22 protein-coding genes are annotated in these 22,838 nt (G+C 72.4%); 5 read left to right on the top strand and 17 right to left on the bottom strand.

The window, feature by feature from the left end:
* Positions 1 to 2: 2 nt before the first annotated feature.
* The 15 genes from RM704_RS06880 to RM704_RS06810 form a co-directional block, all read right to left on the bottom strand.
* Positions 3 to 791 (bottom strand): ABC transporter ATP-binding protein, encoded by a 789-nt coding sequence (locus RM704_RS06880; protein ID WP_033532099.1) that lies wholly within the window; start codon positions 789 to 791, stop codon positions 3 to 5.
* Positions 775 to 1,650, bottom strand: a complete 876-nt coding sequence (locus tag RM704_RS06875; protein ID WP_033532100.1) for an ABC transporter permease — start codon at positions 1,648 to 1,650, stop codon at positions 775 to 777. The genes RM704_RS06880 and RM704_RS06875 overlap by 17 nt, the downstream gene beginning before the upstream one ends.
* A complete protein-coding gene (locus RM704_RS06870; RefSeq protein WP_033532101.1) occupies positions 1,647 to 2,990 on the bottom strand; it encodes an ABC transporter substrate-binding protein in 1,344 nt (447 codons plus the stop codon). Before RM704_RS06870 ends, RM704_RS06875 begins: the two co-directional genes overlap by 4 nt.
* Positions 2,991 to 3,005: 15 nt before the next feature.
* Positions 3,006 to 3,233 (bottom strand): 4Fe-4S dicluster domain-containing protein, encoded by a 228-nt coding sequence (locus RM704_RS06865; protein WP_020120576.1) that lies wholly within the window; start codon positions 3,231 to 3,233, stop codon positions 3,006 to 3,008.
* Positions 3,234 to 3,275: 42 nt separating this feature from the next.
* Positions 3,276 to 4,064: a GntR family transcriptional regulator gene (locus tag RM704_RS06860; RefSeq protein ID WP_033532271.1), complete on the bottom strand. Its 789-nt coding sequence runs from the start codon at positions 4,062 to 4,064 to the stop codon at positions 3,276 to 3,278.
* Positions 4,065 to 4,340: 276 nt separating this feature from the next.
* Positions 4,341 to 4,895 carry an NADPH-dependent FMN reductase gene (gene ssuE, locus RM704_RS06855; protein WP_033532102.1) on the bottom strand — a complete coding sequence of 185 codons (555 nt, stop codon included), beginning with the start codon at positions 4,893 to 4,895 and terminating at the stop codon, positions 4,341 to 4,343.
* Positions 4,896 to 4,906: 11 nt separating this feature from the next.
* Positions 4,907 to 7,453: an FAD-linked oxidase C-terminal domain-containing protein gene (locus RM704_RS06850; protein ID WP_311590133.1), complete on the bottom strand. Its 2,547-nt coding sequence runs from the start codon at positions 7,451 to 7,453 to the stop codon at positions 4,907 to 4,909.
* On the bottom strand, positions 7,450 to 8,448 hold the full coding sequence (locus tag RM704_RS06845) for an ABC transporter substrate-binding protein (protein ID WP_033532103.1): 999 nt from the start codon (positions 8,446 to 8,448) through the stop codon (positions 7,450 to 7,452). Before RM704_RS06845 ends, RM704_RS06850 begins: the two co-directional genes overlap by 4 nt.
* Positions 8,445 to 9,548 (bottom strand): LLM class flavin-dependent oxidoreductase, encoded by a 1,104-nt coding sequence (locus RM704_RS06840; RefSeq protein ID WP_033532104.1) that lies wholly within the window; start codon positions 9,546 to 9,548, stop codon positions 8,445 to 8,447. Before RM704_RS06840 ends, RM704_RS06845 begins: the two co-directional genes overlap by 4 nt.
* 8 nt (positions 9,549 to 9,556) lie before the next feature.
* Positions 9,557 to 10,600, bottom strand: coding sequence for an ABC transporter substrate-binding protein (locus tag RM704_RS06835; protein WP_311590127.1), 1,044 nt, complete (start codon positions 10,598 to 10,600; stop codon positions 9,557 to 9,559).
* Positions 10,601 to 10,644: 44 nt separating this feature from the next.
* Positions 10,645 to 11,370, bottom strand: coding sequence for an ABC transporter ATP-binding protein (locus RM704_RS06830; protein WP_033532275.1), 726 nt, complete (start codon positions 11,368 to 11,370; stop codon positions 10,645 to 10,647).
* 5 nt (positions 11,371 to 11,375) lie between these two features.
* Positions 11,376 to 12,263, bottom strand: coding sequence for an ABC transporter permease (locus RM704_RS06825; RefSeq protein ID WP_033532105.1), 888 nt, complete (start codon positions 12,261 to 12,263; stop codon positions 11,376 to 11,378).
* 82 nt (positions 12,264 to 12,345) lie between these two features.
* Positions 12,346 to 13,197, bottom strand: coding sequence for a sulfurtransferase (locus RM704_RS06820; RefSeq protein ID WP_033532106.1), 852 nt, complete (start codon positions 13,195 to 13,197; stop codon positions 12,346 to 12,348).
* Positions 13,194 to 13,925, bottom strand: a complete 732-nt coding sequence (locus tag RM704_RS06815) for an alpha/beta hydrolase (RefSeq protein ID WP_033532107.1) — start codon at positions 13,923 to 13,925, stop codon at positions 13,194 to 13,196. Before RM704_RS06815 ends, RM704_RS06820 begins: the two co-directional genes overlap by 4 nt.
* Before the next feature lie 164 nt (positions 13,926 to 14,089).
* The gene (locus RM704_RS06810) at positions 14,090 to 14,251 is read right to left on the bottom strand and encodes a hypothetical protein (protein WP_157856815.1); all 162 of its coding nucleotides are present in this window, start codon (positions 14,249 to 14,251) and stop codon (positions 14,090 to 14,092) included.
* Positions 14,252 to 14,347: 96 nt separating this feature from the next.
* Between RM704_RS06810 and RM704_RS06805 the strand changes: the two genes are divergently transcribed.
* Positions 14,348 to 15,229: a LysR family transcriptional regulator gene (locus RM704_RS06805; RefSeq protein WP_033532108.1), complete on the top strand. Its 882-nt coding sequence runs from the start codon at positions 14,348 to 14,350 to the stop codon at positions 15,227 to 15,229.
* A 186-nt stretch (positions 15,230 to 15,415) separates the two neighbouring features.
* Here the strand turns inward: RM704_RS06805 and RM704_RS06800 are convergent, their stop codons facing one another.
* Positions 15,416 to 16,834, bottom strand: a complete 1,419-nt coding sequence (locus RM704_RS06800; RefSeq protein ID WP_033532109.1) for an MATE family efflux transporter — start codon at positions 16,832 to 16,834, stop codon at positions 15,416 to 15,418.
* A complete protein-coding gene (locus tag RM704_RS06795) occupies positions 16,762 to 17,457 on the bottom strand; it encodes a hypothetical protein (RefSeq protein ID WP_192829858.1) in 696 nt (231 codons plus the stop codon). Before RM704_RS06795 ends, RM704_RS06800 begins: the two co-directional genes overlap by 73 nt.
* Positions 17,458 to 17,634: 177 nt before the next feature.
* On the opposite strand from RM704_RS06795, the gene RM704_RS06790 reads away from it, so the two are divergent.
* The 4 genes from RM704_RS06790 to RM704_RS06775 are packed head-to-tail and all read left to right on the top strand — an operon-like array spanning position 17,635 to position 22,637.
* The gene (locus tag RM704_RS06790; RefSeq protein ID WP_033532277.1) at positions 17,635 to 19,170 is read left to right on the top strand and encodes an ABC transporter substrate-binding protein; all 1,536 of its coding nucleotides are present in this window, start codon (positions 17,635 to 17,637) and stop codon (positions 19,168 to 19,170) included.
* Between the two features lie 38 nt (positions 19,171 to 19,208).
* On the top strand, positions 19,209 to 20,177 hold the full coding sequence (locus RM704_RS06785) for an ABC transporter permease (RefSeq protein ID WP_438828902.1): 969 nt from the start codon (positions 19,209 to 19,211) through the stop codon (positions 20,175 to 20,177).
* A 52-nt stretch (positions 20,178 to 20,229) separates the two neighbouring features.
* On the top strand, positions 20,230 to 21,045 hold the full coding sequence (locus RM704_RS06780) for an ABC transporter permease (RefSeq protein ID WP_033532110.1): 816 nt from the start codon (positions 20,230 to 20,232) through the stop codon (positions 21,043 to 21,045).
* Positions 21,042 to 22,637, top strand: coding sequence for an ABC transporter ATP-binding protein (locus RM704_RS06775; protein WP_033532111.1), 1,596 nt, complete (start codon positions 21,042 to 21,044; stop codon positions 22,635 to 22,637). The genes RM704_RS06780 and RM704_RS06775 overlap by 4 nt, the downstream gene beginning before the upstream one ends.
* Positions 22,638 to 22,838 lie beyond the last annotated feature (201 nt).

Genomic DNA, 22,838 nt, shown 5'->3' with positions numbered 1-22,838 from the left:
TTTCAGGTACCGAGCGAGGTGAGGATGTCGCGACGCAGGGCCACGCGGGCCGGGTCGTCGTGCGCCGAGCGCTCGCGCGGGCGCGGCACGTCGCGTACGGCGATCAGCCGGCCGTCGCCGAGGAGGGCCACACGGTCGCCGAGGAACAGGGCCTCGTCGACGTCGTGGGTGACGAAGACGACGGTCGCGCCCGTGCCGCGCAGCGCTTCCACCAGCAGGTCCTGCATGCCGGCGCGGGTCTGGGCGTCGAGGGCACCGAAGGGTTCGTCCATGAGGACGGCGCGCGGGCGTCCGGCGAGGGCGCGGGCCAGCTGGGCGCGCTGGCGCTGTCCGCCCGAGACGTGGTGGGGCAACTGCCGTGCCTGGTCGGCGAGTCCGACCCTGTCCAGCCAGGCCTCGGCCTGTTCCCGGCGTCGCGTGCGCGGCAGGCTCTGGATGGCGAGGGGCAGTTCCACGTTGGCGCGCAGGGTGCGCCAGGGCAGCAGGGCGTCATCCTGGAAGACCAGCGCCCGGTCCGCTCCTGGGCCGGTCACCGGTCGGCCGTCCTGTTCCACCGCCCCGTCCAGCGTGGGCAGCAGCCCGGCGAAGGTGCGCAGCAGGGTGGACTTGCCGCAGCCGGAGGGGCCGACGACGGTGAGGATCTCGCCGGCGGCGACGTCCAGGTCGGCCCCGGCGACGGCCGGGGCGTCGGGCCGGCCGAGCGTGGCGCCGCGCAAGGTGAGGCGGGTGCCGCGCGGGGCCGCCGGCGCGGTCGGCGCCTCGGCCGGCCTGGTCTCAGACGAGGTGCTCATCGCGTGCCTCCTCGGCCTTGCCGGGTTCGATGGTGGACGCCGGGGTTCGTGCGGGTCGGGGCCGGGCGCCGGGGACGTACGACGTGCGCGGCAGCCAGTGGGTCAGACGGCGGCCGACCAGCTCTACGGCGGTGGAGGTGAGCCAGCCGAGCAGGCCGATGGTGACCATGCCGACGAAGACGCCGGGGTAGTTGACGATCGTGTAGTCCTGCCAGGTGCGGTAGCCGACGCCGTACTGGCCGGAGATCATCTCGGCGGAGATCACGCAGATCCAGGACACGCCGATGCCGACGGACAGGCCGCCGAAGATGCCGGGCAGCGCGCCCGGCAGGACGACCGAGCCGAGGATCCGCCACCGGCCGCCGCCCATGGTGCGCACCGCCTCCTCCCACACGGGAGTCAGGGCGCGGACGGCGTGCCGGGTGGAGACCAGTACCGGGAAGAAGGCGGCCGTGAAGGTGATGAAGACGATGCCCTGTTCGTTGGAGGGGAACAGGAGGATCGCGACCGGGACCATGGCGATGGCCGGGACGGGCCGCACGACTTCGAGGACCGGGCCGAGCAGGTCCTCGGCGAGCCGCGAGCGTGCCACGAGCACGCCGGTGGCCACGCCCAGGACGGCGGCCAGCAGGAAGCCGGTCACGATCCTGGTGAGGCTGTCGGTGAGGTCGGTCCAGTAGTCGGGGCCGGCGAGCCGGTCGGCGAAGGCACGGGCCACGTCGGTCACCGTCGGGAACTGCGAGAAGCGCACCCATACGTTCACGTCGAAGGTGGTCAGCAGCTGCCACAGGCCGAGGGCGGCGGCCAGTGAGCCGACCCGCAGCGCGAGCCGGCCCGGCCGCCCGGGGTACCGGCTCACGAGGCCCGCCCCAGGGCGTCCGCGTACGTGATCACCCGGGCCCCGCTGTGCCCGGCCACGTAGGCCCGCGCGGTCTCCGGGGCGACGAAGGGCAGCAGCCGCTTGCCGTCCGCCACCCAGACGGCCTTGTCGGCGAACCAGAGCGTGCCGGTGGTGGCGTCGGGGACGTAGGCGGCGCGGATGTCGTCCCTGTGCTCGGCGACGTGGGCGAGGAGCTGGGCGGGGGAGGTGAAGCTCCGGGTCTTCGTGGCGCCCTTGGGCCAGACCTCGCTCGCGGCGGCGGGCGGGGTGGCGGCGAGCTGCTTGGCGTAGTCGGCGCCGAGGGCCTTCTTGACGTACTGGTCGTCGACGAAGGAGTCCACGTCGATGTCGCCGGTCAGCTTGGCCGCCTTCAGCACCGACACGTCCTGCTTCAGGGCGGAGACGAGCTGCGGCTTGACGGCCGGGTCGAAGGTGGCGATGCCGTGGGCGCCGTTGTAGAGGTAGACGACCTCGGCCGGCAGGCCGGTGGCCTTGGCGACCTTCTCGGCGGCCTGAACCGGACGGGCGTTGAGGTAGTCGGTCGCCTCTGCCTGGGCCTTCAGGAACGCCTCCAGCACGGCCGGGCTCCGCTGGGCGAAGTCCTCGCGGGCGGTGACGCCGTGGAAGGTGGGCAGATCCAGCTGGGCGCCGTCGTACAGCGCCTTCGCCTTGCCCTGGTAGGCGAGCAGGCCCGGCCAGGCCACGAACTGCGACAGCGCGTCCGCGCTGCCCGCCGCCAGGGCCGAGGCGCCCACCGCGGGCTGCTGGTTCAGTTTCTCGATGCCCTTGTCCGGGTCGATGCCGGCGCGCTGCAGGGCCCGTACGAGCGTGCCGTCGGCGGCGGAGCCGACGCTCGTGGAGACCTTCTTGCCCTTCAGGTCTTTCAAGGAGCCGAGCTCGGACTCCGGTGGGACGACGACCGTGTTCAGGCCGCCCTTGAGGTTGTATCCGGTGACCGAGACCAGGTGCGTGGGCTTGCCCAGCTGCTTGCCGCGGGCCGCGTTGATGAGCAGCGGGAAGTCACCCATCGAGCCGATGTCGATCTTTCCGGCGGTCATCTGCGCGGTGATGGGGGCACCGGTGGCGTAGTCCTGCCAGTCGACCTTGTACGTCTTGCCGTCGTGGAGGGCGTTCAGCTGCTTCTCGAAGTAGCCGAGGGAGCGCAGCAGGGTGCCGGCCGTGACCGTGTTGATGGTCTTGGACTGGTAGCCGACGGTGACGGTCACCGTGGAGCCGCTGCCCGCCTCGGCGCTGCCGCCGCAGGCCGACAGGGGGAACAGGAGAGCGGATGCGGCGAGTGCGACTGCCGTGCGTTTCATGGTAGTTCGGGCCTCTCAGCGGAGCAGATAGGGCATGTTGACCGTGACGGCTCCGGTGGGACAGCGGGCCGCGCACGGGCCGCAGTACCAGCACTCGTCGACGTGCATGTACGCCTTGCCGCTGCTGTCGTCGATGGCGAGGGAGTCCAGCGGGCACATGTCCACGCAGAGCGTGCAGCCGTCGATGCACTTCGACTCGTCGATGGTCACGGGCACGTCGGCCCGCTGGGGCACCAAGGGCATGACTGTCTCCAGGAAGGTCGTGCTGAAGGGAGCAGGTGGTGTCTACAGGGAGCGGTGCAACAGGCCGCTCATCGTGATGCGGTCACCGCGGAAGCGGATGAACTCCAGGTCGACCGGGCGGCCGTCCGCGAGGTGGGTGAGCCGTTCCAGCATCAGGACGGCCGCGCCGCGGGGGGCTTCGAGGACGGTGGCCGAGTGGGCGTCCGCGTTCACCGCCTCCAGGGTGATCTCGGCGTGGCCGAGCCGCTGGCCGGTGACGGCTTCCAGGAGGCGGAAGACGTCGGTGTTCTCCAGGTCGGCGCCGAGCAGGGCGGTGCCGATGTCGAGGGGGATGTAGGTGAGGTCGAGAGAGAGGGGGAGGCCGTTCAGGCGGCGCAGGCGTTCGATGTAGAGGACGTCGGCGCCGGGTGGGATGTGGAGGCGTTCGGCGACGGGGACGGGCGCGGGGGCGGGGCCCATGGTGCGGACCTCGTTGGTGACGTGGCCGTGTTCGCGCAGGGTTTCCGCGAGGCCCATCAGACGGTCGAGCCCATGGGGGTACTTCTGGGCGACGACCACCGTGCCGACGCCGGGGAGGCGTTCCACGAGGCCTTCGGCGCGCAGGAGGTCGAGGGCCTGACGGACGGTGTTGCGCGAGGCCCGGTAATCGGTGGCCAGGGTCGACTCGTGCGGGAGGGTGCCGGCCGCAAAGCTCCCGGTGAGGAGCTGGTGGCGCAGCAGGTCGGCGAGCTGGCGTGCCCGGTCCGCGCGCAACCGGCGCCGCGTGCGCTGGGCGGCGACGGTGGGCGCGCCCTGGCCGGCGTGGTCGCGGATGCGGTCGGTGGGCGGCATGGCCGGAACCATACCTATCCGGTAGGGATAGTGGTGTTGCGGAAGTGTTGCGCCACCTGACGCATCGCCGGATGTATCGCTGACCTGGGCTTTCGGCAGGCGGGAGGGAAGATCTGCCAGAGCTCGACGGCACGGGGGCGGGATACCGGGCGGGGCCCGGCACAGCGGTCCGGGGGAGGATCTACGCCTGTCCTGTCCGCTGTGCCACGTGGTCGCGCGGTCGTCTCAGGCCACCGATCGCGGCGCACCGACGCTGATCCCTGACGTGTACCTCGCTCACGCCGCCGCCCTCAGCGGCCGACGTCGGCTGAGGGCGGCGGAGAACTGGTCGGTGACCTCGTCGAGTGCCTCCCGCGCGCCCGGTTCGACGAGGATGCCGCCGTCCTGCCGCACCTCGATGTGCCTGTCCAGGACGAACCAGCCGGGGGTGATGTGCTCGGGGCCCATGGAGGCGAGGACGGGGCGCAGGGCGTAGTCGATGGCCAGGACGTGGGCGGTGCTGCCGCCGGTCGCGAGCGGCAGCACGGTCTTGCCCTTCAGCGCGTACTGCGGCAGCAGGTCGAGCAGCGACTTCAGCAGCCCGGAGTACGCGGCCTTGTAGACGGGCGTGCCGATCACGACCCCGTCCGCCCGCTCGAACAGGGCGGTGGCCCGGGCGATCGCCGGGTGGCCGAAGTCGGCGTGCAGCAGGGCCTCGGGTGGGAGCGCGCGGACGTCGAGCGGGATCACCTCGTGTCCCTGCGTGGTGAGCCGCGCGTCGAGGTCGCGCAGGAGACGGGCGGTGCGGGAGGTGGGGGAGGGGCTTCCGGAGACGGAGAGAACGGTCGCCATGAGGGGCTCCTTCAGAGGGCTTTGCCCGGGTTGAGGATGTGATGCGGGTCGAAGGCCGCCTTGACGCGCTGCTGCAACGCGTGCTGTTCGGGGCCGAGTTCGTCCGCGAGCCACCGCCGCTTGAGTGTGCCCACGCCGTGCTCTCCGGTGAGGGTGCCGCCCAGGCGCAGCGCGGCGGTGAAGATGTCGCCCGCCGCCCGCCAGGCCGCGTCCGGGATGCCGGGGACGTCGGGGTCCAGGACGAGGATGGGGTGGAGGTTGCCGTCCGCGGCGTGCGCGAAGGTGAAGATCCGTACGTCGTGGCGCTCGGCGGCCGCGTCGATCGCGCGGACGGCCTCGGCCAGCCGGCTGCGGGGTACGGCGATGTCCTCGATCAGCACCCGGCCCAGCCGCTCCAGGGCGGGCAGAGCGAGCCTGCGGGCCGTGAGCAGCCGGTCCGCCTCCGCCGGGTCGGCGGTGGTCTCCACCGAGGTCGCGCGCTCGCGCAGCAGCCGTACCGCGAGTTCCGCCTCGGCCGCCGCCGCGCGTCCGTCGCACTGCAGAAGCAGCAACGCTCCACCACGGGCCCGCAGGTCCGTGCCCTGCGCGTCGTCCACGGCACCGAGCACCGGCCCGTCCACCAGCTCCGCCATGGAAGGCTCCAGCCGGGCGGCGGTCAGCGCCGACACGGCCTCGGCACCCTCGGCGAAGGAAGGGAAGTATGCGGCCACGGTGGCCGTCGACTCCGGCAGCGGGCGCAGCCGCACGGTCGCGGCGGTGATCACGCCCAGGGTGCCCTCCGAGCCGGTGAACAGGCCGGTCAGGTCGTAGCCGGTGACTCCCTTGACCGTACGTCGGCCGGTCCGGATCGGCGTGCCGTCCGCGAGGACCACGTCGAGTCCCAGGACGGCGTCCCGGGTCACCCCGTACTTGGCGCAGCGCAGCCCGCCCGCGTTGGTGGCGATGTTGCCGCCCACGGTGGAGATCGCCGCGCTGGCCGGGTCGGGCACGTAGCGCAGCCCGAACTCGCTTGCCGCCCGGTCCAGTTCGGAGGTGACGACGCCCGGTTCGACGACCGCGATCTGGTCGTGCGGGTCCAGGTCGAGGATCCGTTTCATCCGGGACAGGTCCAGCACGACCGTGCCCGTGCCGGCGTTCGCGCCGCCGGACAGTCCGGTCCCGGCCCCGCGCGGCACCACCGGAACCCGCAGCGCGTGTGCGTGCCGCAGCGTCGTCCGCACATGCTCGGCGTTCGTCGCGCGCACGACGGCCAGGGGCTCGCCGTCCGGGCGGCTGCCGGAGCGGTCGGCGGAGTACGGGGCGGTGGCCTCGGGGCCGGTGAGGAGCGCGTCCCCCGGCAGGTCGCGGCCCAGGGCGGTCAACAGGGCATCAGCGGTGCCGAGTCGGGTGACGGTCATCGGGGGCCCCTCCAGTGCGCGGCTGCCGACCATGAGCAGTGCCACGTCCTCCTGCGGGGCGTGTACCGGAGCGCACTGGACGTCGCGGAAGTGGCGTTCCAGCGGGTTGTCGCGGCTCAGCCCCGGATTGCCCAGCAGTCGTACCGCAAGCCCGACCGCCTCCACGGCGTTCCGGTCGGCCAGGATCCGGGCGCCCAGGGCCAGTTCAGGGGTGTACGTGTCGTCGGCCGCGTCCACCCGCTCGGCACCGCCGAACACCAGCTGTTCGGCGGAGTCCAGCCGCAGGGCGATCTCACCGGCGGCCCGGCGGAAGCGTTCCGTACGGGCGACCGGGTGGCCGAGGTTGGCGGGGATCCGTTCGCGCGCGAAGCGGTGGAAGGCGCGCTGGGCCGCGCGGGCCACGCCCAAGTACAGGGCGGCGAGCGGGAGATGGAGTTTGGCGCCCGCGCGGTTGTCCTGCTCGGCGCCCGGACCGTGTGCGGCGATGTCGACCACGTTCACGGCGGGTATCTCGACCTCGTGCAGGGCGATGTCGTGGCTGCCGCTGGCCCGCAGCCCCAGATGGTCCCAGCGGTGGGTGATCTCGATGCCGGCGGCAGTGCCGGGTACGGCGAACGTGCCCACCCGCGGCGTGGGTTCATCCGTAGTGGCCCAGACCAGCAGCCAGTCGAGCCCCTCGACGCCGGTGGCGAACCGCTTGCGGCCGGTGAGGGACCAGCCGGTCGCCGTGCGCCGGGCCACCGTCGCGGGCAGCCCGCCGCGTGCGGGGGAACCCAGCTCGGGCTCCACCCGCACGTGGTTGAGCAGCACCGGCCGCTGGGCCGCCGCGGTTAGGACCTGCCCGTACAACTCCTCGGGCCAGTGCGGCCGTACGGCCTGACGGTGGTGGACGGTCAGGCTCATCGCTGCGATAAGCGCCACCGAGGGGTCGCCCTCGCCCAGTGCGTGCAGGATGCGGGCCGTGGCGGCGACTGCGAGACCCGGTCCGCCGTAGCGCTCGGCGACGGTGGCGGTCAGCAGGCCGGCCTCGTGTGCGGCGAGGATCCCCTTCTCGGGGAAGGCGCTCGTACGGTCGTACTCGGCGGCGGTGGCGGCGAGCCGCTCGGTGACCGAGGTGAGGGCGGCCAGGTCCGGCGCCCGGAACCGGAGTGCGGTGGTCATCGAGACAGGGCCTTCCGCAGGGAAGAGGTGAGGCGGTCGGTCCAGAACGTGGAGACCTTCAACGGCTGTTTCAACGCGCCGAGTTCCTCGAAGGCGTCGGCGACCTCCTGTTCGGACGCGGTGGTCTTCGCGGTCACGACCCGCACCTCGGTCCTCCGCTGGGCCTCGCCCTCCGCCAGCTCCTCCAGCGCGTCCTCCACCGGTTGGTGCGTGGCGGCGGCGACGACCTTCGCGAACTCCTTCTCGTGTCCGTCGCGGACATAGGCGTACGCCTTGTCGATCCGGGCGAGCAGATCGGCCAGCGCCTCGCGTTCGGCCACGCCGCCGAGCGTGTCGTCGGAGGCGGACCACAGAAAGTTGCCGGACAGGATGTCCGCGCCGTCGCCGATGGTGCGGGCGCCCCGCTGGTGGGCGGTGATGATCGCGTTGCCGTAACCGGCGAAGGCGTCGATCGAACCCCCGTTCAGCGCGGCGAGCGCCTTGTCCGGCTCCAGCGGGGCGGCGGTGATGTCGTCCCAGCCGAGTCCAGCCCGCTCGAGCAGCTCGTAGAGGAAGTAATGGGCCGTGGTGTTCTTGACGTAGCCGACCTTCTTGCCCTTGAGCTGTGCGACGGAGGTGATCTCCGAGCCCTCGGGGGCGACGACCTCCTGATGGAGGGTGTTGCCGCGCTGCACGGCGACCACCTTGAAGTTGGGCCTGCCGTCGGCAGCGGCGAACACCGGCGGGATCTCACTGGAGCTCGCCACGTCCAGCGCCCCGGCCCGTACCGCCTCCAACTGCTTGTCGCCGCCCTGGAAGAGGCCCCATCGCACCTGGTACGGCGTGTCGTCGAGGTGGGCGAACTGCAACAGGGCCTCCTCCCGCTTCCAGCCCGTCGCGCCCACGCGCAGCGTGACGCTGTCGCCGCCGTCCTCGGCGCCCGCGGGGCCGCCGCATGCGCTGAGGACGCCGATGAGCAGCCCGGCGAGGGCGAGCGCGCCCCCGGTCCGCCTCACGCGGCCGCCCCCGAGGCGGCGCGATGCGCCAGCTCCTGGCGGACCAGGGGGAGGACGTGACGGGCGTAGTCGATCGCGTCGTCGAGCGGGTCGTAACCCCGGATGGACAGCAGCTCGCAGCCGATGTCGACGTAGTCGAGCAGTGCCTTGGCGACCGTCTCCGGGGAGCCGACCAGCGCGGTGGAGGCGCCGGCGGCGTTGGTGGCCGCGGCGGGCGCGGTCCACAGGCAGCGGTCGTGCACCTCGCCGCGTTCGGCCACGGCCAGCAGTCGCTGGGAGCCGACGTTGGCCGGGGTGCCCTGGCCGAGCGCCGGGTAGTGGCGCTGCTGGGCGCGCTGCTCGTGGTTGGTCCTGATGGAGCCGAGGATGCGGTGGGCCTTCTCCCAGGCCAGTTCGTCGGTGGGCGCGATGATCGGGCGGAAGGAGACCCAGATGCGGGGGCGGGGCCGGCCGGCGGCGTCCGCGTACTTGTTGACCGCGGCGATCTGGTCGGCGGTCTCCTTCAACGGCTCGCCCCACAGCCCGAAGATGTCACCCTGCTGCCCCCCTACCCGGTAGGCGTCTTCGGAGGAGCCACCCACCGAGATGGGGATGGTGCCGTCGTAGGGCGTGACGTCGGAGCGGAAGCCCTCGAAGCGGTAGTACGGGCCCTCGTGGGAGATCGGACCGTCGGCCGCCCACACGTCGCGCAGGATCCGGATGTATTCGTCCGAACGCGCGTACCGCTCGCCCTTGCTCAGATAGTCGCCCTCACGGCGCTGCTCCTCGTCACTGCCACCGGAGATGATGTGCACCACCAGGCGCCCCTTGCTGATCCGGTCCAGCGTGGCCAGGGCGCGGGCCGCGTGGGTCGGGAAGACCACGCCGGGGCGATGAGCGAGGACGGGCTTGATGCGCTCGGTGTGGTTCGCGACGAACTGGGCCAGCTGGAGCGCGTCGGGCGATGCGGAATGGTAGGTGACGAGGGTGTAGTCGAAGCCGCCGTCGTCCAGGGCGCGGGCGTAGCGGCGGGCGTAGTCGACGTCGATGCCGTTGCCGGCGGTGGGGTCGCCCTCGGTGGCGGGGTTGGGATGGACGGCGCTGATGAACTCGACCGGCATGGCGGGGCTCACTCCTTGACGAGGCTGGTGTCGACGTGGTCGGCGACGGTCGGATGCGGAGTGAGGACGCCGATGCCGTGCATGGTGTCGCCGACCTTCTGCACGGCGTCGACGACCTGCGAACTCACCGGCAGCAGCTCGCTGTTGGCCTGGCTGACCAGCGTCTTCGCGACCTCGGCGGAGGCACCGTTGTTCTGCTGGATGGCCTTGGCGTAGTCGTCCGGGTGTTTCCGCGACCAGGCCAGGGCCTTGTCCAGGCGGCGGAGGTAGTCGGCGATGGCCGCCTTCTTGCCCTGGTCCGCCAGCGCTTCCTCGGAGGCGCCGATGAATCCGTAGCCGCTCACGCGCCCGTCGGCGCCGTTGACGAGCAGTCGGCCGCCCTGCTGCTCGGCGACCGCCTTGTAGACCCCGAAGGTGGCCCAGACCTCGATCTTTCCGGAGGTGAACGCGGCCTGCGCGTCGGTCGGCAGCAGGTACTGCACCTGGACGTCGTCATAGCTCAGTCCCGCCTGCTGGAGCACGTGTGCGAGCAGGTACTCGGCGATGGATCCCTTGGCCGAGGACACCACCACCTTCCTGCCCTCGAGGTCCTTGACGCTCCGCACCGAGGAGCCGTCCCGGACCACGATCCCGGTGTGCGTACCGTCGTTGCGCAGCGCGCCCACCGCCTTCACCGGCACACCGCCGGAGAGAGCCTGGAGCGTGGGCAGATCGGCGGCGTACGAGGTGTCCACGGCACCCGCCTGCACGGCCTGGAACAGCGGCGCAGCACCCTCGAACTCGGCCCACTTCACCTTGTACGACGTCCCCTTGAGGGCGCCGGAGGCGTTGAGCAGGGTCTGCAGGTTCTTCGCCTGGTCACCGATGGTGAGCGTCACACGCGACGAGCTCCCGTCGGAGGCGGCCTCGCTGTCGCCGCCGCAGGCGGTGGTGGCGAGCAGGGCGGTGAGGGAGAGCGCGGCGCCGAGGGCGCGCACCACGCGGCCGGTCGTGCGTGTCATGAGGTTCCTGTCCTGCGTGCGGTTGCTGTGGTGGATGTCGTGCGTGCGCATGCTGTGATGGCCGTCGTTCACGCGGCTTCTTTCTTGGCTGACGTTCATGACCTGGCCTCTTGGAGATGTGCCGAGGCGTCCTCGACGCCGAGCCGGTGCAGCAGTTCGCCGCGCAGCCGTACGAAGTCGGGGGAGCCGAGGTCGCGCGGTCGCTCCAGGCCGACGTGGGCCTCGTGGGCGATCCGCCCGCCGTCCATCACCAGGACCCGGTCGGCCAGCAGCAGCGCTTCCTCCACGTCGTGCGTGACGAGCAGGACCGAGCAGCCGTGCCGCCGCCACAGGTCGGCGACCAGGCGCTGCGCCTTGCCACGGGTGAGGGCGTCGAGAGCGCCGAACGGCTCGTCGAGCAGCAGCAGTTCGGGCTCGCGCACCAGAGCGCGGGCCAGCGAGACGCGCTGCGCCTGGCCGCCGGAGAGGGTCTTGGGCCACCGGCCCGCGTACTCCTCGATGCCCACCTCGGCCAGATACCGCTCGGCGAGCGCCTGGTCGGGGGAGCCCGGCAGTCCGAGCACGACGTTGCGCCACACGCGCAGCCAGGGCATCAGCCGCGGCGACTGGAAGGCCACCGAGCGGCGCTCCGGTACGGTCACCTCGCCCTCGGTCTCGCTGTCCAGCCCTGCCAGGATCTTCAGCAGCGTCGACTTGCCGCAGCCGCTGTGCCCGAGAAGGGCGACGAATTCGCCCTGGTGAAGGGTGAGATCCAGCCCGTCGATGACGGTCTTGTCGTCGAAGGCGCGGGTCAGTCCGTGGACCTTCACATGCGCGGTCATCTCCGTCACGCCCCCTCCCCCTCGAACGAGGCCCGCCAGGCCAGCAGTCGCCGCGACAACAGCCGTACGGCGAAGTCGCACAGCAACCCGAGCACCGCGTACACCGCGAGGCACAGCACGATGACGTCGGTCTGGAAGTACTGCTGGGCGTTGCTCATCAGGTAGCCGATGCCGGCGTCGGCGTTGACCTGCTCGGCGAAGACCAGCGCCAGCCAGGCGGTCGACAGCGCGTACCGCAGCCCCACCAGCGCTCCGGGCAGCGCGGACGGCAGGATCACGTACCGGATCAGACCGAGGCGACCGAGCCCCACCATCCGTCCCGCTTCGATGAGTTGGGCGTCGGCGGAGCGGATGCCGCCGTAGATGTTGAAGTACAGCGGGTACGTCACACCGAGCGCGACCAGTGCGATCTTCGGAGTCTCGTCGATGCCGAACCAGACGATGAACAGCGGGATCAGCCCCACCCAGGGGATGGCCCGGAACATGCCCATCGACGCGTCGATCACGTCCTCGCCCAGCCGGAACAGCCCCGCGGTGAGCGACAGGGCGAGGGCGACGGCCGCGCCGATGAGGAAGCCGATCGCGGCGCGGCGGCCGGACGCGGCGATGGCCTGCGGCAGTTCACCGGTCTGTGTGAGGTCGACGGCCCGTTGGGCGACATCGACCGGGGAGGCGAGGACGGACTCGGGCAGCACACCGGTGGTGCTCGTGAGGAACCACACCGCCAGCAGTCCGACCGGCCCGGCGGCTCGGCGGACGCTGCGCGGCACGCGGAGGGCGGGGCTTTTGCGCGGCAGGGGAAGGGCGGTCGTCTTCGCCGCGACGGCTGCCGGGGGCCCGGCTGTGCGCGTCGGTGGGGACGCTCCGGAGACGGTTGTGTTCGGGGAGGACATCAGGGCCTCTCGTCGGGAAGGGGGCGGAGGGGGAGCCGGCGGTCAGGGCCAGGGGGCAGGAGCAAGGGGTCAGGGCCAGGGGTCAGTACGGTGGTTCGCCCAGCACCGCTGGGCGGTTCGGGTCGGCGGACCAGGCCGACCAGGAACCGGGGTACAGCGCGGCGGGGATGCCGGCGTGGGCGAGAGCCGCGATCTGGTGGGCGGCGGTGACGCCGGACCCGCAGTACACCCCCACCTCGGTCGCGTCATCGGCGCCCAGCGCCGTGAACCGCACGGAGAGCTCCTCCACGTCGCGGAAGGTCCCGTCGGGGTTGAGGTTGTCGCCGGTCGGGGCGGACAGCGCACCGGGAATGTGCCCGGCACGCGGGTCGACCGGCTCGCTCTCGCCCCGGTACCGCTCCGCGGCCCGGGCGTCCAACAGCACACCGTCACGGGCGACGTCGGCCGCCGCGTCCGCGTCCAGTACCGGCAACCGTCCCGGGCTGAGCACGATGTCGCCCGGTGCGGGCGCTTCGGGTTCGCCGGCCTCCGTGGGGAGTCCGGCCGCGCGCCAGGCGCCCAACGCACCGTCCAGCAGGGTGACGTGTTCGACTCCGGCCCAGCGCAGCAGCCACCAGGCGCGGGCGGCGGCGGTGTTGCCGTTGTCGTCGTACACGACCACCGGTCGGCCGGCGGTGAGGCCCCAGCCGCGTACTCGCGCTTGCAGGTCCGCGGGGTCGGGGAGGGGATGGCGGCCGCCCTCGGGCGTGGGCGCGGCGGCGAGTTCGGTGTCGAGGTCGACGTAGACGGCTCCGGGGATGTGCTCCTTGAGGTAGTGCTCGCGGCCGTGCGGGTCGCCGAGCCGCCACCGCACGTCGAGGACGACGGGCCTCGGACCATCGCCGCGCAGCAGGGAGTGCAGTCCGGCCACGTCGGTCAGCACCGGGGCGGTCATGCGAGGTCCTGCGGTACGGCGATGGGCGCGAGGTCCGGGGAGAGCCGCAGCCGCTCCAGGAACAGCACGATCGTGGCGGCGGCCGTGCGGTGGGTGAGGTCGTTGAGGGCGTCGTGCCGGGTCCCGGCCAGGCTCACCAGCTCCACGCCGGGCAGGGCACGGTAGACGTGGCGGGCCTCGGGGAGCGGGCTGACGGAGTCGTCGGCGCCGTGCAGCGCGAGGACGGGGACGGCGATGCCGTCCAGGGCGGGCAGTTCGGCAGGGGCCGGGTCGGTGAGGGCGCCGCGCCGGAACGAGACGTCGGAGGCGAGCCGGCCCCGGTGCGTGGGGCAGGCGGTGCGCTGGTCGAGTTCGGCCTCCCAGCCGGTTGCCGCCGCGAGGGCGTGCGGTGCGGTGGGCAGCCCGGTGAGGACCAGCGCGTCCAGGCCCGGTGTGCCACGTGCGGCGAGCGACGCCGCGTACAGGGCGCCGGTGTCGGACCCGACCAGCACCCGCGGGCCCGGCAGCGTTTCGTCGCGCAGCAGCTTGGCGGCCTCGTCGGTGACCGTCGCCGGGTCCGGGGAGGGATCCGTCAGGGCCCGTACGCGGTAGCCGTCGGCTGCGATGCGGCGGCCGAACCGCTCGTACACGCCGCCGTGTTCGCCGCGGCCGGGGAGGACGACCAGGGTGCCACGCGGGGCGATCCCCTCTGGTTCGTCCCAGGCGTGGACAGGCTCGGGAGAGCTCATGGTGACTCGATTCATCGAAGGCTCAGGAGGTTGAACGGGACGCACCTGTGCCGTGGGCGTGCGAGAAGGGGACACCCATATGCGTCCAGGGCCCGCACAGCCGCCGGGCGTGCGGGGATCAGCTGGACAGGGTTCGGCTCAACGGGGCATGGCGCGTGCGCGGATCAGCGACAGCGCATGGTGACGGCGCGGCCGAGGTCGACCACCCGCCGCCGCGTCAGCCGGGTGCCCGCACCGCAGCACACCGCCGACCCGACGGCCGTCGGCCGGGGTCCGGTGCTGTGGGGGCGCGGCCCGCGGGCCGACGCGTTGGCTGTACGCGGCATGCGCTCAGCATGCAGGAGGCGAAAGCCGTACGTCCAACGACGATTCGCCATCAAAACCGATCACGATCCTTAATCAGTCGGTGCTAGCCTGCGCCCATGCGACCGGTCCTGGACATCGTGGCACTGCGCAGCCTGATCGCCGTCGCCGACTACGGCGGCTTCCACCGCGCCGCCGGCGCGCTCGCGCTCAGTCAGTCCGCGGTCAGCCAACACGTGCGACGGCTGGAGAAGACCCTGGACCGCCCCGTCGTGGAACGCGACGGCCGCAAGACCCGGTTCACGGCCCACGGCGCCCAACTGCTCCAGGAGGCACGGCTGATCGTCGCGGCGCACGACGCGGCCGTACGCCGACTTCTGAGCGACGACGGCCAGGAAGCCGCCACCGTCGTCATCGGCGCCACCGAGCACGGCGCCGACCAGATCCTCCCGGTGCTCACCGAGGCGGTACGGGAGGTGCGTCCGGGCGCCGAGGTGCGGGTGCGGATCGACCGCTCGGCGCGGCTGACGGACGCGATCGACCGCGGCGAGCTCGACCTCGCCGTCTACGTCACCGAGGCGACCGCCGCGGCGGGCAACCCCGTGGGCGGACTGCCGCTGCGCTGGTACGCCGCCCCCGGCTGGAAGCCGCCCGCCGCCCCCGCCCCGCTGCCGCTGGTCGCGATCAACGAACCGTGCGTCATCCGCCGCCGCGCCCTCACCGCTCTGGCCGCCGACCACACCCCGGCCACTGTCGTCGCCGAGGCCGGGTATCTCGCGGGCGTCCTGGACGCGGCGCGCGCCGGACTGGGCGCCGCGCTGCTCGCCGTGCCCGGCGGCCAGCACCCCGAGGGACTGACGACGGTCGAGGGCTTGCCCGCCGTCTCTCCGGTACGGCTCAGCGCGCGCCCCCGGCCCGGAGCGGACCCCTCTGTGACCAGCGCCGCCGTCGAGGCGGTCCGCGCGCTGCTCGCCGTCGGCGGGAAAGGCCGCGTGGCCTGACCGCCCCGGCGGGCCAGGGGCCCGGCCGCTCACGTGGTGAGACGTCCAGGTGTCGGTCGAACGGCCCGTCGTCCGCACCAGCGCCCTGCTGGAGCGGCGCTTCGAGATGGGGGGATGCCACGGTCAGTGCGCATCGAGGGGGGGGCAACGGCCGGCTATGACCCGCTCCAGGCTCGACGTCGGCGTTCAGGCTTGGGACGGCGCCGGTTCCGTCGCCCGGGGCAGCAGGCCGACGGCCCGGTCGAATCGGCGTAGGAGGAGTACGGCGGTGGTGGCGAGACCGGTGAGGAGGCCGAGCCAGATGCCGAGGGTGTCCAGGCCGAGGGCGAGGCCGAGGAGGGCCGCTGCGGGCAGGCCCACGAGCCAGTAGCCGACGAGGGTGACGCGGAAGCCGCCCTTGGTGTCGTCGAGGCCGCGCAGCAGACCGACGCCGATGTTCTGGGTGCAGTCGAAGAACTGCAGGACCGCGGCGACCAGGAGCAGCTGCGTGGCGATCTCGACCGCCCTGTCGTCACCGCTGTCGAAGAAGGGGGCGAGCACCAGGCCCGGCACGCTCACGTACACCAGCCCGACGAGGGCCATCACCGCCGCCGCGCAGGCCAGGGCCGTGCTCTTCAGCCGCCGCGCCGCGGCCACGTTGTGCAGGGCCAGCTCGCGGCTGACGCCGATGGAGGCGGCGTGGGAGAGGCCGACGGCGACCTGGAAGACGATGTAGACGAGCTGGTTGACGGCTGTGTGCGCGGCCAGCGCGGCCGTGCCGAAGCTGCCCGCGAACAGCGCGACGACGAAGAAGAACCCCGCCTCGGAGCCGTAGGTGGCGGCGATCGGCGTACCCAGCCCGGTGAGCCGGCGCAGGGTGGCCGGGCGGGTTTTCCAGATGCTGAGCGACAGCACCGGGGCGAGCCGGGCGTCGCGCCGGGCGGAGACGTACAGGGCCAGACACGACAGGGCGTAGACCAGGCTGGTGGACAGGCCGATACCCGGCAGGCCCAGGTCCGGGAAGATCCAGGTGCCGTGGATGAGGGCCCAGTTGAGGCCCGCGTTGACGGCGATCGAGGCGATGGTGATGCGCAGCAGGGCCTGGGGGCGGCGCATGCCGACGGTGAACTGCCGTATCGCCTGGAACCACAGGCAGGGGATCAGACCGGGGGCCATGGTGTAGAGGACCGGCTGTGCGGCGTCGACCACGTCCGGGTCCTGGCCGAGCCAGATCACGGCGTGCCCGATGAGCACCATCAGGACGGCACCTGCGACACCCGCCAGGGTCGAAAGGAGCAGGCTCGCCCGGACGAGATCCCGGACCTCCTCCGCGGCAGCGTCCTGGTCGGGAGTGGCGGAGCCGTCTCCGGCGGATTCCGCCCGCGCGTCGGCCGCCGCGACCTGGTTGCCGACGGCGGTGACCATGCCGACGCCCATGGTGCGCAACTGGTTGAAGATCACCATGGCGAGGCCGCCCGCCGCCAGGGCCTCGGTGCCGAGCAGGCCCATCATGACGGTGTCGGTGGTGGTGAGGGCGACCTGCGCGAGCTGGGTCAGCGCCAGCGGCACGGCGAGTGAGGCGAGGGCACGGCTGTCGCCGAGGAGGCGGGCGAGGGCGGGCGGCATCGGTTCCGTTCCTGGGTGCGGGGACTGTGAGACGGGGTGCCGTCCCTGGGCTGTAACCCCTGGGCTCCCGGCGTGACGCGGCGGAGCTTGGCGAGCGGTTCGTCCACCTCGCGTTCGACGACGGGGGCGAGCAGGCCGCGGGCGCTCGTCCAGTCGTCGTCGAAGACGGTGTCCAGGTATTTCTCGCCGCCGTCGTTGATCAGAGCGACCATAGTCGTCCTCGGCGCGAGCGACGTCATCCGGGTCGACACCTCGTACACCACCCCGCCCGCCGAGCGGCTCGTGGTCGACGACGATCCTGACGCGGGGCACGGCTCCCCTGCGCGGCTCGCCCTGGTGCCGAACAGCCCACCGCCGGTGCCCAACGCTCCGATTCGGACGTCTATACGGCCGTCCAGCGCGGCGACGAGCTCCCGGGCCACCGCGTGGTAGCCGACCGCGTTGGCGTGGTTGTTGTGCCTCGACGGCTCACCGACCGCCCCCGGCCTGCTGGCCGAAATCCTCCCCGCCTCAGCCGCCTTGTCGAGCGACCCGATCTGCCCCGCCTGCCGCCCCGTCGACACCGCCGACGGCCTGTTGGTCCTGCGCGGGCCGCCCGTCGACGACGCGGCGATCGGCCCCACCCCAGGCCACGAGGAGGAGCGGGCCGTCGCCAGGAGAATAGGAAAGGCTTACCTAAGAAAGATCTATGTCACACTGTTCGCGGTCTTGTCGTACAGGCGGCGCACAGGGTAGGTAAGGCTAAGCAATCCAGCCAACTGCGGGAAAATGAGGAACAAGTGGAGCTGACGCGACGTCACATGCTCTGGGTCGGCGGCGTCATCGGCGCGGGCGCCCTGCTGACCGCCTGTGGGAGCGGCAGCGACGAGGAGCGCACCGGGTCCGCGGCCGACGACTCGGCCGAGCCGCGTACCGGCGGCACGCTGCGGGTCGGCGCGCTGGGTCGAGCGGGCGCCATCACCCGTGACCCCCACGGCACCCAGGCCAACGAGAGCGACTACCTCATCCTCAGCCTGATCTACGACACGCTGACCGTCCCCGGCGCCAGGCCCAACACCGAGCCGCGGCTCGCGGCGAGCTGGAAAGCCTCCGACGACCTGAAGACATGGCGGTTCACGATCGCCAAGGGCGCGAAGTTCCATGACGGTTCGGCGGTCACCGCCGAGGACGTCGTCTTCTCGCTGAAGCGTCTGCGCGCCACCCCGGCCGGCGCCTCTCGGCTGCCGGGCATCCAGGAGAAGAACATCAGCGCCGAGGGCACCGACACCGTCGTCCTCGTCTCCGACTACGCCAACGCCGAACTGCCCCTGCTGACCCGCCTCACCACCTTCGTCATACCGAAGGGCACCACCGACAAGGACATCGCCAAGGCCTCCGGCACCGGCCCCTTCAAGCTCGACTGGTTCCGCGGCGGCAACGCCCGCCTCGTCCGCAACGAGGACTGGTACGGCGGCGAGGTGTACCTCGACGCCATCGAGGTGAAGATCTTCGAGAGCCCGCAGGCCATGGCCAGTGCCCTGCTCGCGGGCCAGATCGACGTCGCCTCCAACGTCGGCGCCGTCGCGGCCCGTACGGCCAAGGGCAGGAAGGACGTCCAGACGATCCGCCGCCCCAACGACATGGCGATGCCCATCGTCATGCGCACCGCCGACGGACCCTTCGCCGACGCGAAGGTCCGTGAGGCGCTGCGCCTGGCCGTCGACCGCGAGGCCATGGTCAAGCAGGTCCTCTCCGGCTACGGCACCGTCGCCAACGACGTCCTCGGCACCGGCGACCCGGCCTACGACAAGAGCCTCCCGCAGCGCACCCGCGACCTGGCCAGGGCCAAGGAGCTGCTGGCCGAGGCCAAGTTCGACACCTCCAAGACCTACGAGCTGTACACCACCGAGGACATCTCCGGCCTCGCCGAGTCGGCCACCCTCTTCGCCACCCAGGTCCGCGAGGCCGGGGTGAAGATCAAGGTCGTCAAGCAGGAGTCGGGGACCTTCTGGGACAAGACCTGGCTCAAGGGCGACCTCTACACCACCTATTGGGGCACCAACGACTCCGTGGTCTTCTTCGCCAGCAAGACCATGGTCTCCGACAGCGGCCAGAACGAGGCCGGCTGGAAGGACGAGGCCTTCGACAGGGCGTACGAGGAGGCCATCGGCACCGCCGGCGCGGTCGAGCGCACCGCGCAGTTGAAGGTGCTCCAGAAGATCGAGTACGACAGCTCCGGCTACCTCCTGTGGGGTATGGCCGACGGCATCGACCTCGCCGGGTCCGCCGTCCACGGGCTGCCCAAGCTGCCCGGCTACGGCAGGGTCCAGCTCGAACAGGCCTGGCTGGCCCGTTGACCCCTGAGACCGCCGCGTCGGCCGGGCCCTCTCCCGTGGTGGAGAAGGCCCGGCCGAACCGCGCTCCCGTCCGGTTGCTCGCCCGGGTCGGCCTCGTCGTCCTCAAACGGGCGGTACTGCTCGCGGTGCTCCTCGCGCTGGTCTTCGGCACGGTCGAACTGCTGCCGGGCGACGCCGCGACGGCCACCGCCGAGCGCGGCGAGAGCGTCGCCGACACCGAGGAGCGGCGTCGGCTGCTCGGCCTCGACCGGCCGGTCCTGGAACGCTTCTGGGACTGGATGAGCGGCCTGCCCACGGGGGACCTGGGTACCTCGGCACGCGGAGAGAAGGTCACGGACCTCCTCTCGACCGCCTTCCCGAACACCCTGTTGCTGGGCGGCCTGGCCCTGCTGCTCACCGCCCTGCTGTCCACCGCCCTCGGCTGCTGGGCCGCGCTCCGGCCGGGAGGCCGGGTCGACCGGGCGGTGTCCACCACGGCCACCGCCGTCCTGGCCCTCCCCGAGTTCGTGGTCGCCGTGGCCCTGGTCCTGGTGCTCTCACTGTGGACCGGCTGGCTGCCCGCCGTGACCATCGCCGACGCCGACGGAGCTCCCGCCTCCTGGGAGATGCTGGTCCTGCCCGCGCTCGCCCTGACCATCCCGCAGACCGGCTGGAACGTACGCATCGTGCGCGCCGCCCTCGCCGACGAAGCCCGCGCGCCGCACGTGGAGACCGCCGTCCTGGACGGCCTTCCACCCCACCGCGTCCTCACCCACCACGTGCTGCCCGGCGCCCTGCCCACCATCACCGCCGGCCTCGCCACCTCCACCGGCATGCTCCTCGGCGGCGCGGTCGTCGTGGAGACCATCTTCAACTACCCCGGCATCGGCTCCGTCCTCGCCTCCGCGGTCAGCGACCGCGACAGCCCTGTCATCGCGGGTGTGACCGCTCTGTCGGGCGCGGTCATCACCGGCGTACTGCTATGGGCCGACCTGGTACGCGACCTGACGGCGGGAGCACGCCGATGAATCCCCAGCGGCTGCCGACGGTTGTCGCAGCTCTCGATGCCGGAGGCCGGCGATGACCCCCCGAACGCGTGCCACGCTCATACGTGTTCTGCCCGCCGTGCTGCTCGTCTGCCTCGCCCTTGCCGGACCGTGGCTCGCACCGCACGCCATCGACGCGCCGGTCACCGCGCCGTACGGGGAACCGGGCGCCGATGCCGTGCTCGGCGGCGACCAACTCGGCCGGGACGTCCTCACGCGGCTGCTGGCCGGCGGCCGCGACCTGGTGCTCTCCTCGTTGCTCGTCGCGGGGCTCGTCACCGGCAGCGCGGCGGTCCTCGGTGCGACAGGTGCCCTGCGGCCGCGCCTCGGCCGCCTGGTGGAACGGGTCGCCGACGTGCTGATGCTGCTGCCCGCCGTGCTGGGCATCCTCCTGGTCACCCTGTCGTGGCCGGACGGCGGCCGGCTCGCCGTCATCACCGCCGCCGTACTGCTCGGCGTGCCGTACGCGGTGCGGCTCGCCGCCGGCGCGGCGGCACCCGTGGCCGCCTCCGGGTACGTCGAGGCCGCGGCGGCGGGCGGCGAACGCCTCTGGCACCTCGTCCTGCGCGAGGTCCTGCCCAATCTGCGCGCCACCCTCCTCGCCCTGTTCGGCCTGCGCTTCGTCGCCGCCGTCTACCTGGTCGCCACCGCCGGATTCCTCCAGGTAGGTCCCCAACCCCCCGCCGCCGACTGGGCGTTGATGATCCGCGAGAACTCCTCCGGCATCCTCCTCAACCCCTGGGCCGTCGTCGCTCCCAGCATCGCCATCGGCCTCCTCGCCCTCAGTGTCAACCTCGCCGCGGCGGCCCTCGCCCCGCAGACCGGCCGGAAGGCGGTGACCGTTCTGTGAGCCACGTACCTGACCGGTACCGGAAGGACGGCGACGACTCGGACCCCGACGGCACCGCGACTCCCACCGCCGAAGCGGCAGTCAATGTCTCCGGCCTCACCGTCGCCGCCCCCGACGGCCGGGTGGTTCTCCGGGACGCCGAACTCGCCCTCCACCCGGGCCGCGTCGTCGCCCTGACCGGCCCCTCCGGCTCCGGCAAGACCACGCTGCTGCGGGCCCTCACCGGACTGCTGCCACCCGGCACGCGACGCACCGCCGGCCGGGTCGAAGTCCTCGGCCACGACGTGTTCGCCCTGCCTGAGCGGGAGTTGCGCGCCCTGCGCCGCGAGCGGCTCGCCTACGTCGGCCAGGACCCCGGCTCGGCACTCAACCCCCGGATGCGCGTCCGCTCCCTGCTCCGCGAACTCGCCGACGACCGGACCCCGAAGGCGATACGGACGCTCCTCGCCGAGGTACGGCTCCCGGACGACGGCGCCCTCGCCGCCCGCCGCCCGGCCGCCCTGTCCGGCGGACAGCAGCGCCGAGTGGCCCTCGCCCGTGCCCTGGCCCGCCGCCCCGAGGTCCTGCTCCTCGACGAGCCCACCGCCGGGCTGCACCCCGAACTCCGCGACGAGATCGGTGAGTTGCTACGGCACCTGGCCGCTGAGCACCACCTCGCGGTCGCGCTCTCCTGCCACGACCCCGCACTCGTCGAGCGCGTCGCGGACGAGGTGGTGGACCTCGGCACGTACGCAGGCGCGTATACCGGCGCTTCTGTGGGCGGGACCGCCGCAACCCCTACGACCGGGGAACCGCCCGAGCGGCAAACGCCCGCGGCCGCGAGGGAAGCGGTGCTCGACGTCCGTGACCTCCGGGTCACCTTCGGCCGTCGCTCGGACGCCCCCGCGCTGGACGGTGTCGCCCTCGCCGTCGCGCCCGGCTCGGCGACCGGGATCGTCGGCGCCTCGGGCTCCGGCAAGACCACGCTGGTCCGTGCCGTGGTCGGGTTGCAGCCGGTCACCGCCGGCACGATCAGCCTCGACGGGGTACGGCTGAGCACCGGCCTGCGCGGCCGGAGCCGCGAACAGCGGCGTCGGGTCCAGCTGGTCACGCAGAACCCGCTCGGTGCGCTCAATCCCAGCCGCACGGTCGGCGCCACGATCGGCAGGCCGATGCGACTGCACCGGCGGTGCGGGGCGGGCGAAGTGGCCGCGCGCGTGGTGGAACTGCTCGAACAGGTGGGTCTGCAACCTGAGTTCGCCGCCCGCTATCCGCACGAACTGTCCGGCGGGCAGCGTCAGCGCGTCGCCATCGCCCGGGCGCTCGCCGCCGACCCTGACGTCCTGATCTGCGACGAGGTCACCTCGGCGCTGGACTCCGCCACCGCCGAGGCGATCATGGACCTGCTGGTCCGGCTGCGAGAGCAGCGCGGCACGGCCCTCGTCCTCATCAGCCACGACCTCCCGCTCATTGCGGACCGCACCGACACGGTCACCGTCCTCGACGCGGGTCGCATCGTCGAGTCCGGCCCCACGACAAGCGTCTTCACCGCTCCAGGCCACGCGGTGACCCGGGCTCTGCTAAGGACCCAAGGCCTCAGGGCTTCGACATGACTCACCGCGCCTGACTTGACTTTCAGGCCAGCGGTGACGTTGGGGATGCGATACCGGGGGTAGATGAACTCGGCACAGTCTGTACGGGAGTCCGGCAGGAGGAGCCAGTGGCCGGTCATGAGGTCTATGCCGCCAGCGCATTGTCCGTGGTGGCCGCGATACTGTTCGCGCGCTGGTGTCTGACGGGCCGAAGGAGCAGGC

It is taken from the genome of Streptomyces gottesmaniae (assembly GCF_031845845.1).
GTDB classification, from domain to species: Bacteria; Actinomycetota; Actinomycetes; order Streptomycetales; family Streptomycetaceae; genus Streptomyces; species Streptomyces akebiae.
The sequence above is the reverse complement of the archived record's forward strand: the minus strand, read 5'-3'. Positions and strand labels throughout refer to the sequence as shown.

Coding starts and splice junctions, on each gene's coding strand:
- RM704_RS06850 (WP_311590133.1), bottom strand. CDS start 7,453: ATGACCACCGCACTCCGGTTCCGGGCGCCGGACCTGGCCGCCCTCACC.
- RM704_RS06870 (WP_033532101.1), bottom strand. CDS start 2,990: ATGAAACGCACGGCAGTCGCACTCGCCGCATCCGCTCTCCTGTTCCCC.
- ssuE (WP_033532102.1), bottom strand. CDS start 4,895: ATGGCGACCGTTCTCTCCGTCTCCGGAAGCCCCTCCCCCACCTCCCGC.
- RM704_RS06835 (WP_311590127.1), bottom strand. CDS start 10,600: ATGCGCACGCACGACATCCACCACAGCAACCGCACGCAGGACAGGAAC.
- RM704_RS06790 (WP_033532277.1), top strand. CDS start 17,635: ATGCTCTGGGTCGGCGGCGTCATCGGCGCGGGCGCCCTGCTGACCGCC.
- RM704_RS06865 (WP_020120576.1), bottom strand. CDS start 3,233: ATGCCCTTGGTGCCCCAGCGGGCCGACGTGCCCGTGACCATCGACGAG.
- RM704_RS06780 (WP_033532110.1), top strand. CDS start 20,230: ATGACCCCCCGAACGCGTGCCACGCTCATACGTGTTCTGCCCGCCGTG.
- RM704_RS06820 (WP_033532106.1), bottom strand. CDS start 13,197: ATGACCGCCCCGGTGCTGACCGACGTGGCCGGACTGCACTCCCTGCTG.
- RM704_RS06825 (WP_033532105.1), bottom strand. CDS start 12,263: ATGTCCTCCCCGAACACAACCGTCTCCGGAGCGTCCCCACCGACGCGC.
- RM704_RS06805 (WP_033532108.1), top strand. CDS start 14,348: ATGCGACCGGTCCTGGACATCGTGGCACTGCGCAGCCTGATCGCCGTC.
- RM704_RS06840 (WP_033532104.1), bottom strand. CDS start 9,548: ATGCCGGTCGAGTTCATCAGCGCCGTCCATCCCAACCCCGCCACCGAG.
- RM704_RS06810 (WP_157856815.1), bottom strand. CDS start 14,251: ATGCCGCGTACAGCCAACGCGTCGGCCCGCGGGCCGCGCCCCCACAGC.
- RM704_RS06830 (WP_033532275.1), bottom strand. CDS start 11,370: ATGACCGCGCATGTGAAGGTCCACGGACTGACCCGCGCCTTCGACGAC.
- RM704_RS06800 (WP_033532109.1), bottom strand. CDS start 16,834: ATGCCGCCCGCCCTCGCCCGCCTCCTCGGCGACAGCCGTGCCCTCGCC.
- RM704_RS06860 (WP_033532271.1), bottom strand. CDS start 4,064: ATGCCGCCCACCGACCGCATCCGCGACCACGCCGGCCAGGGCGCGCCC.
- RM704_RS06815 (WP_033532107.1), bottom strand. CDS start 13,925: ATGAGCTCTCCCGAGCCTGTCCACGCCTGGGACGAACCAGAGGGGATC.
- RM704_RS06880 (WP_033532099.1), bottom strand. CDS start 791: ATGAGCACCTCGTCTGAGACCAGGCCGGCCGAGGCGCCGACCGCGCCG.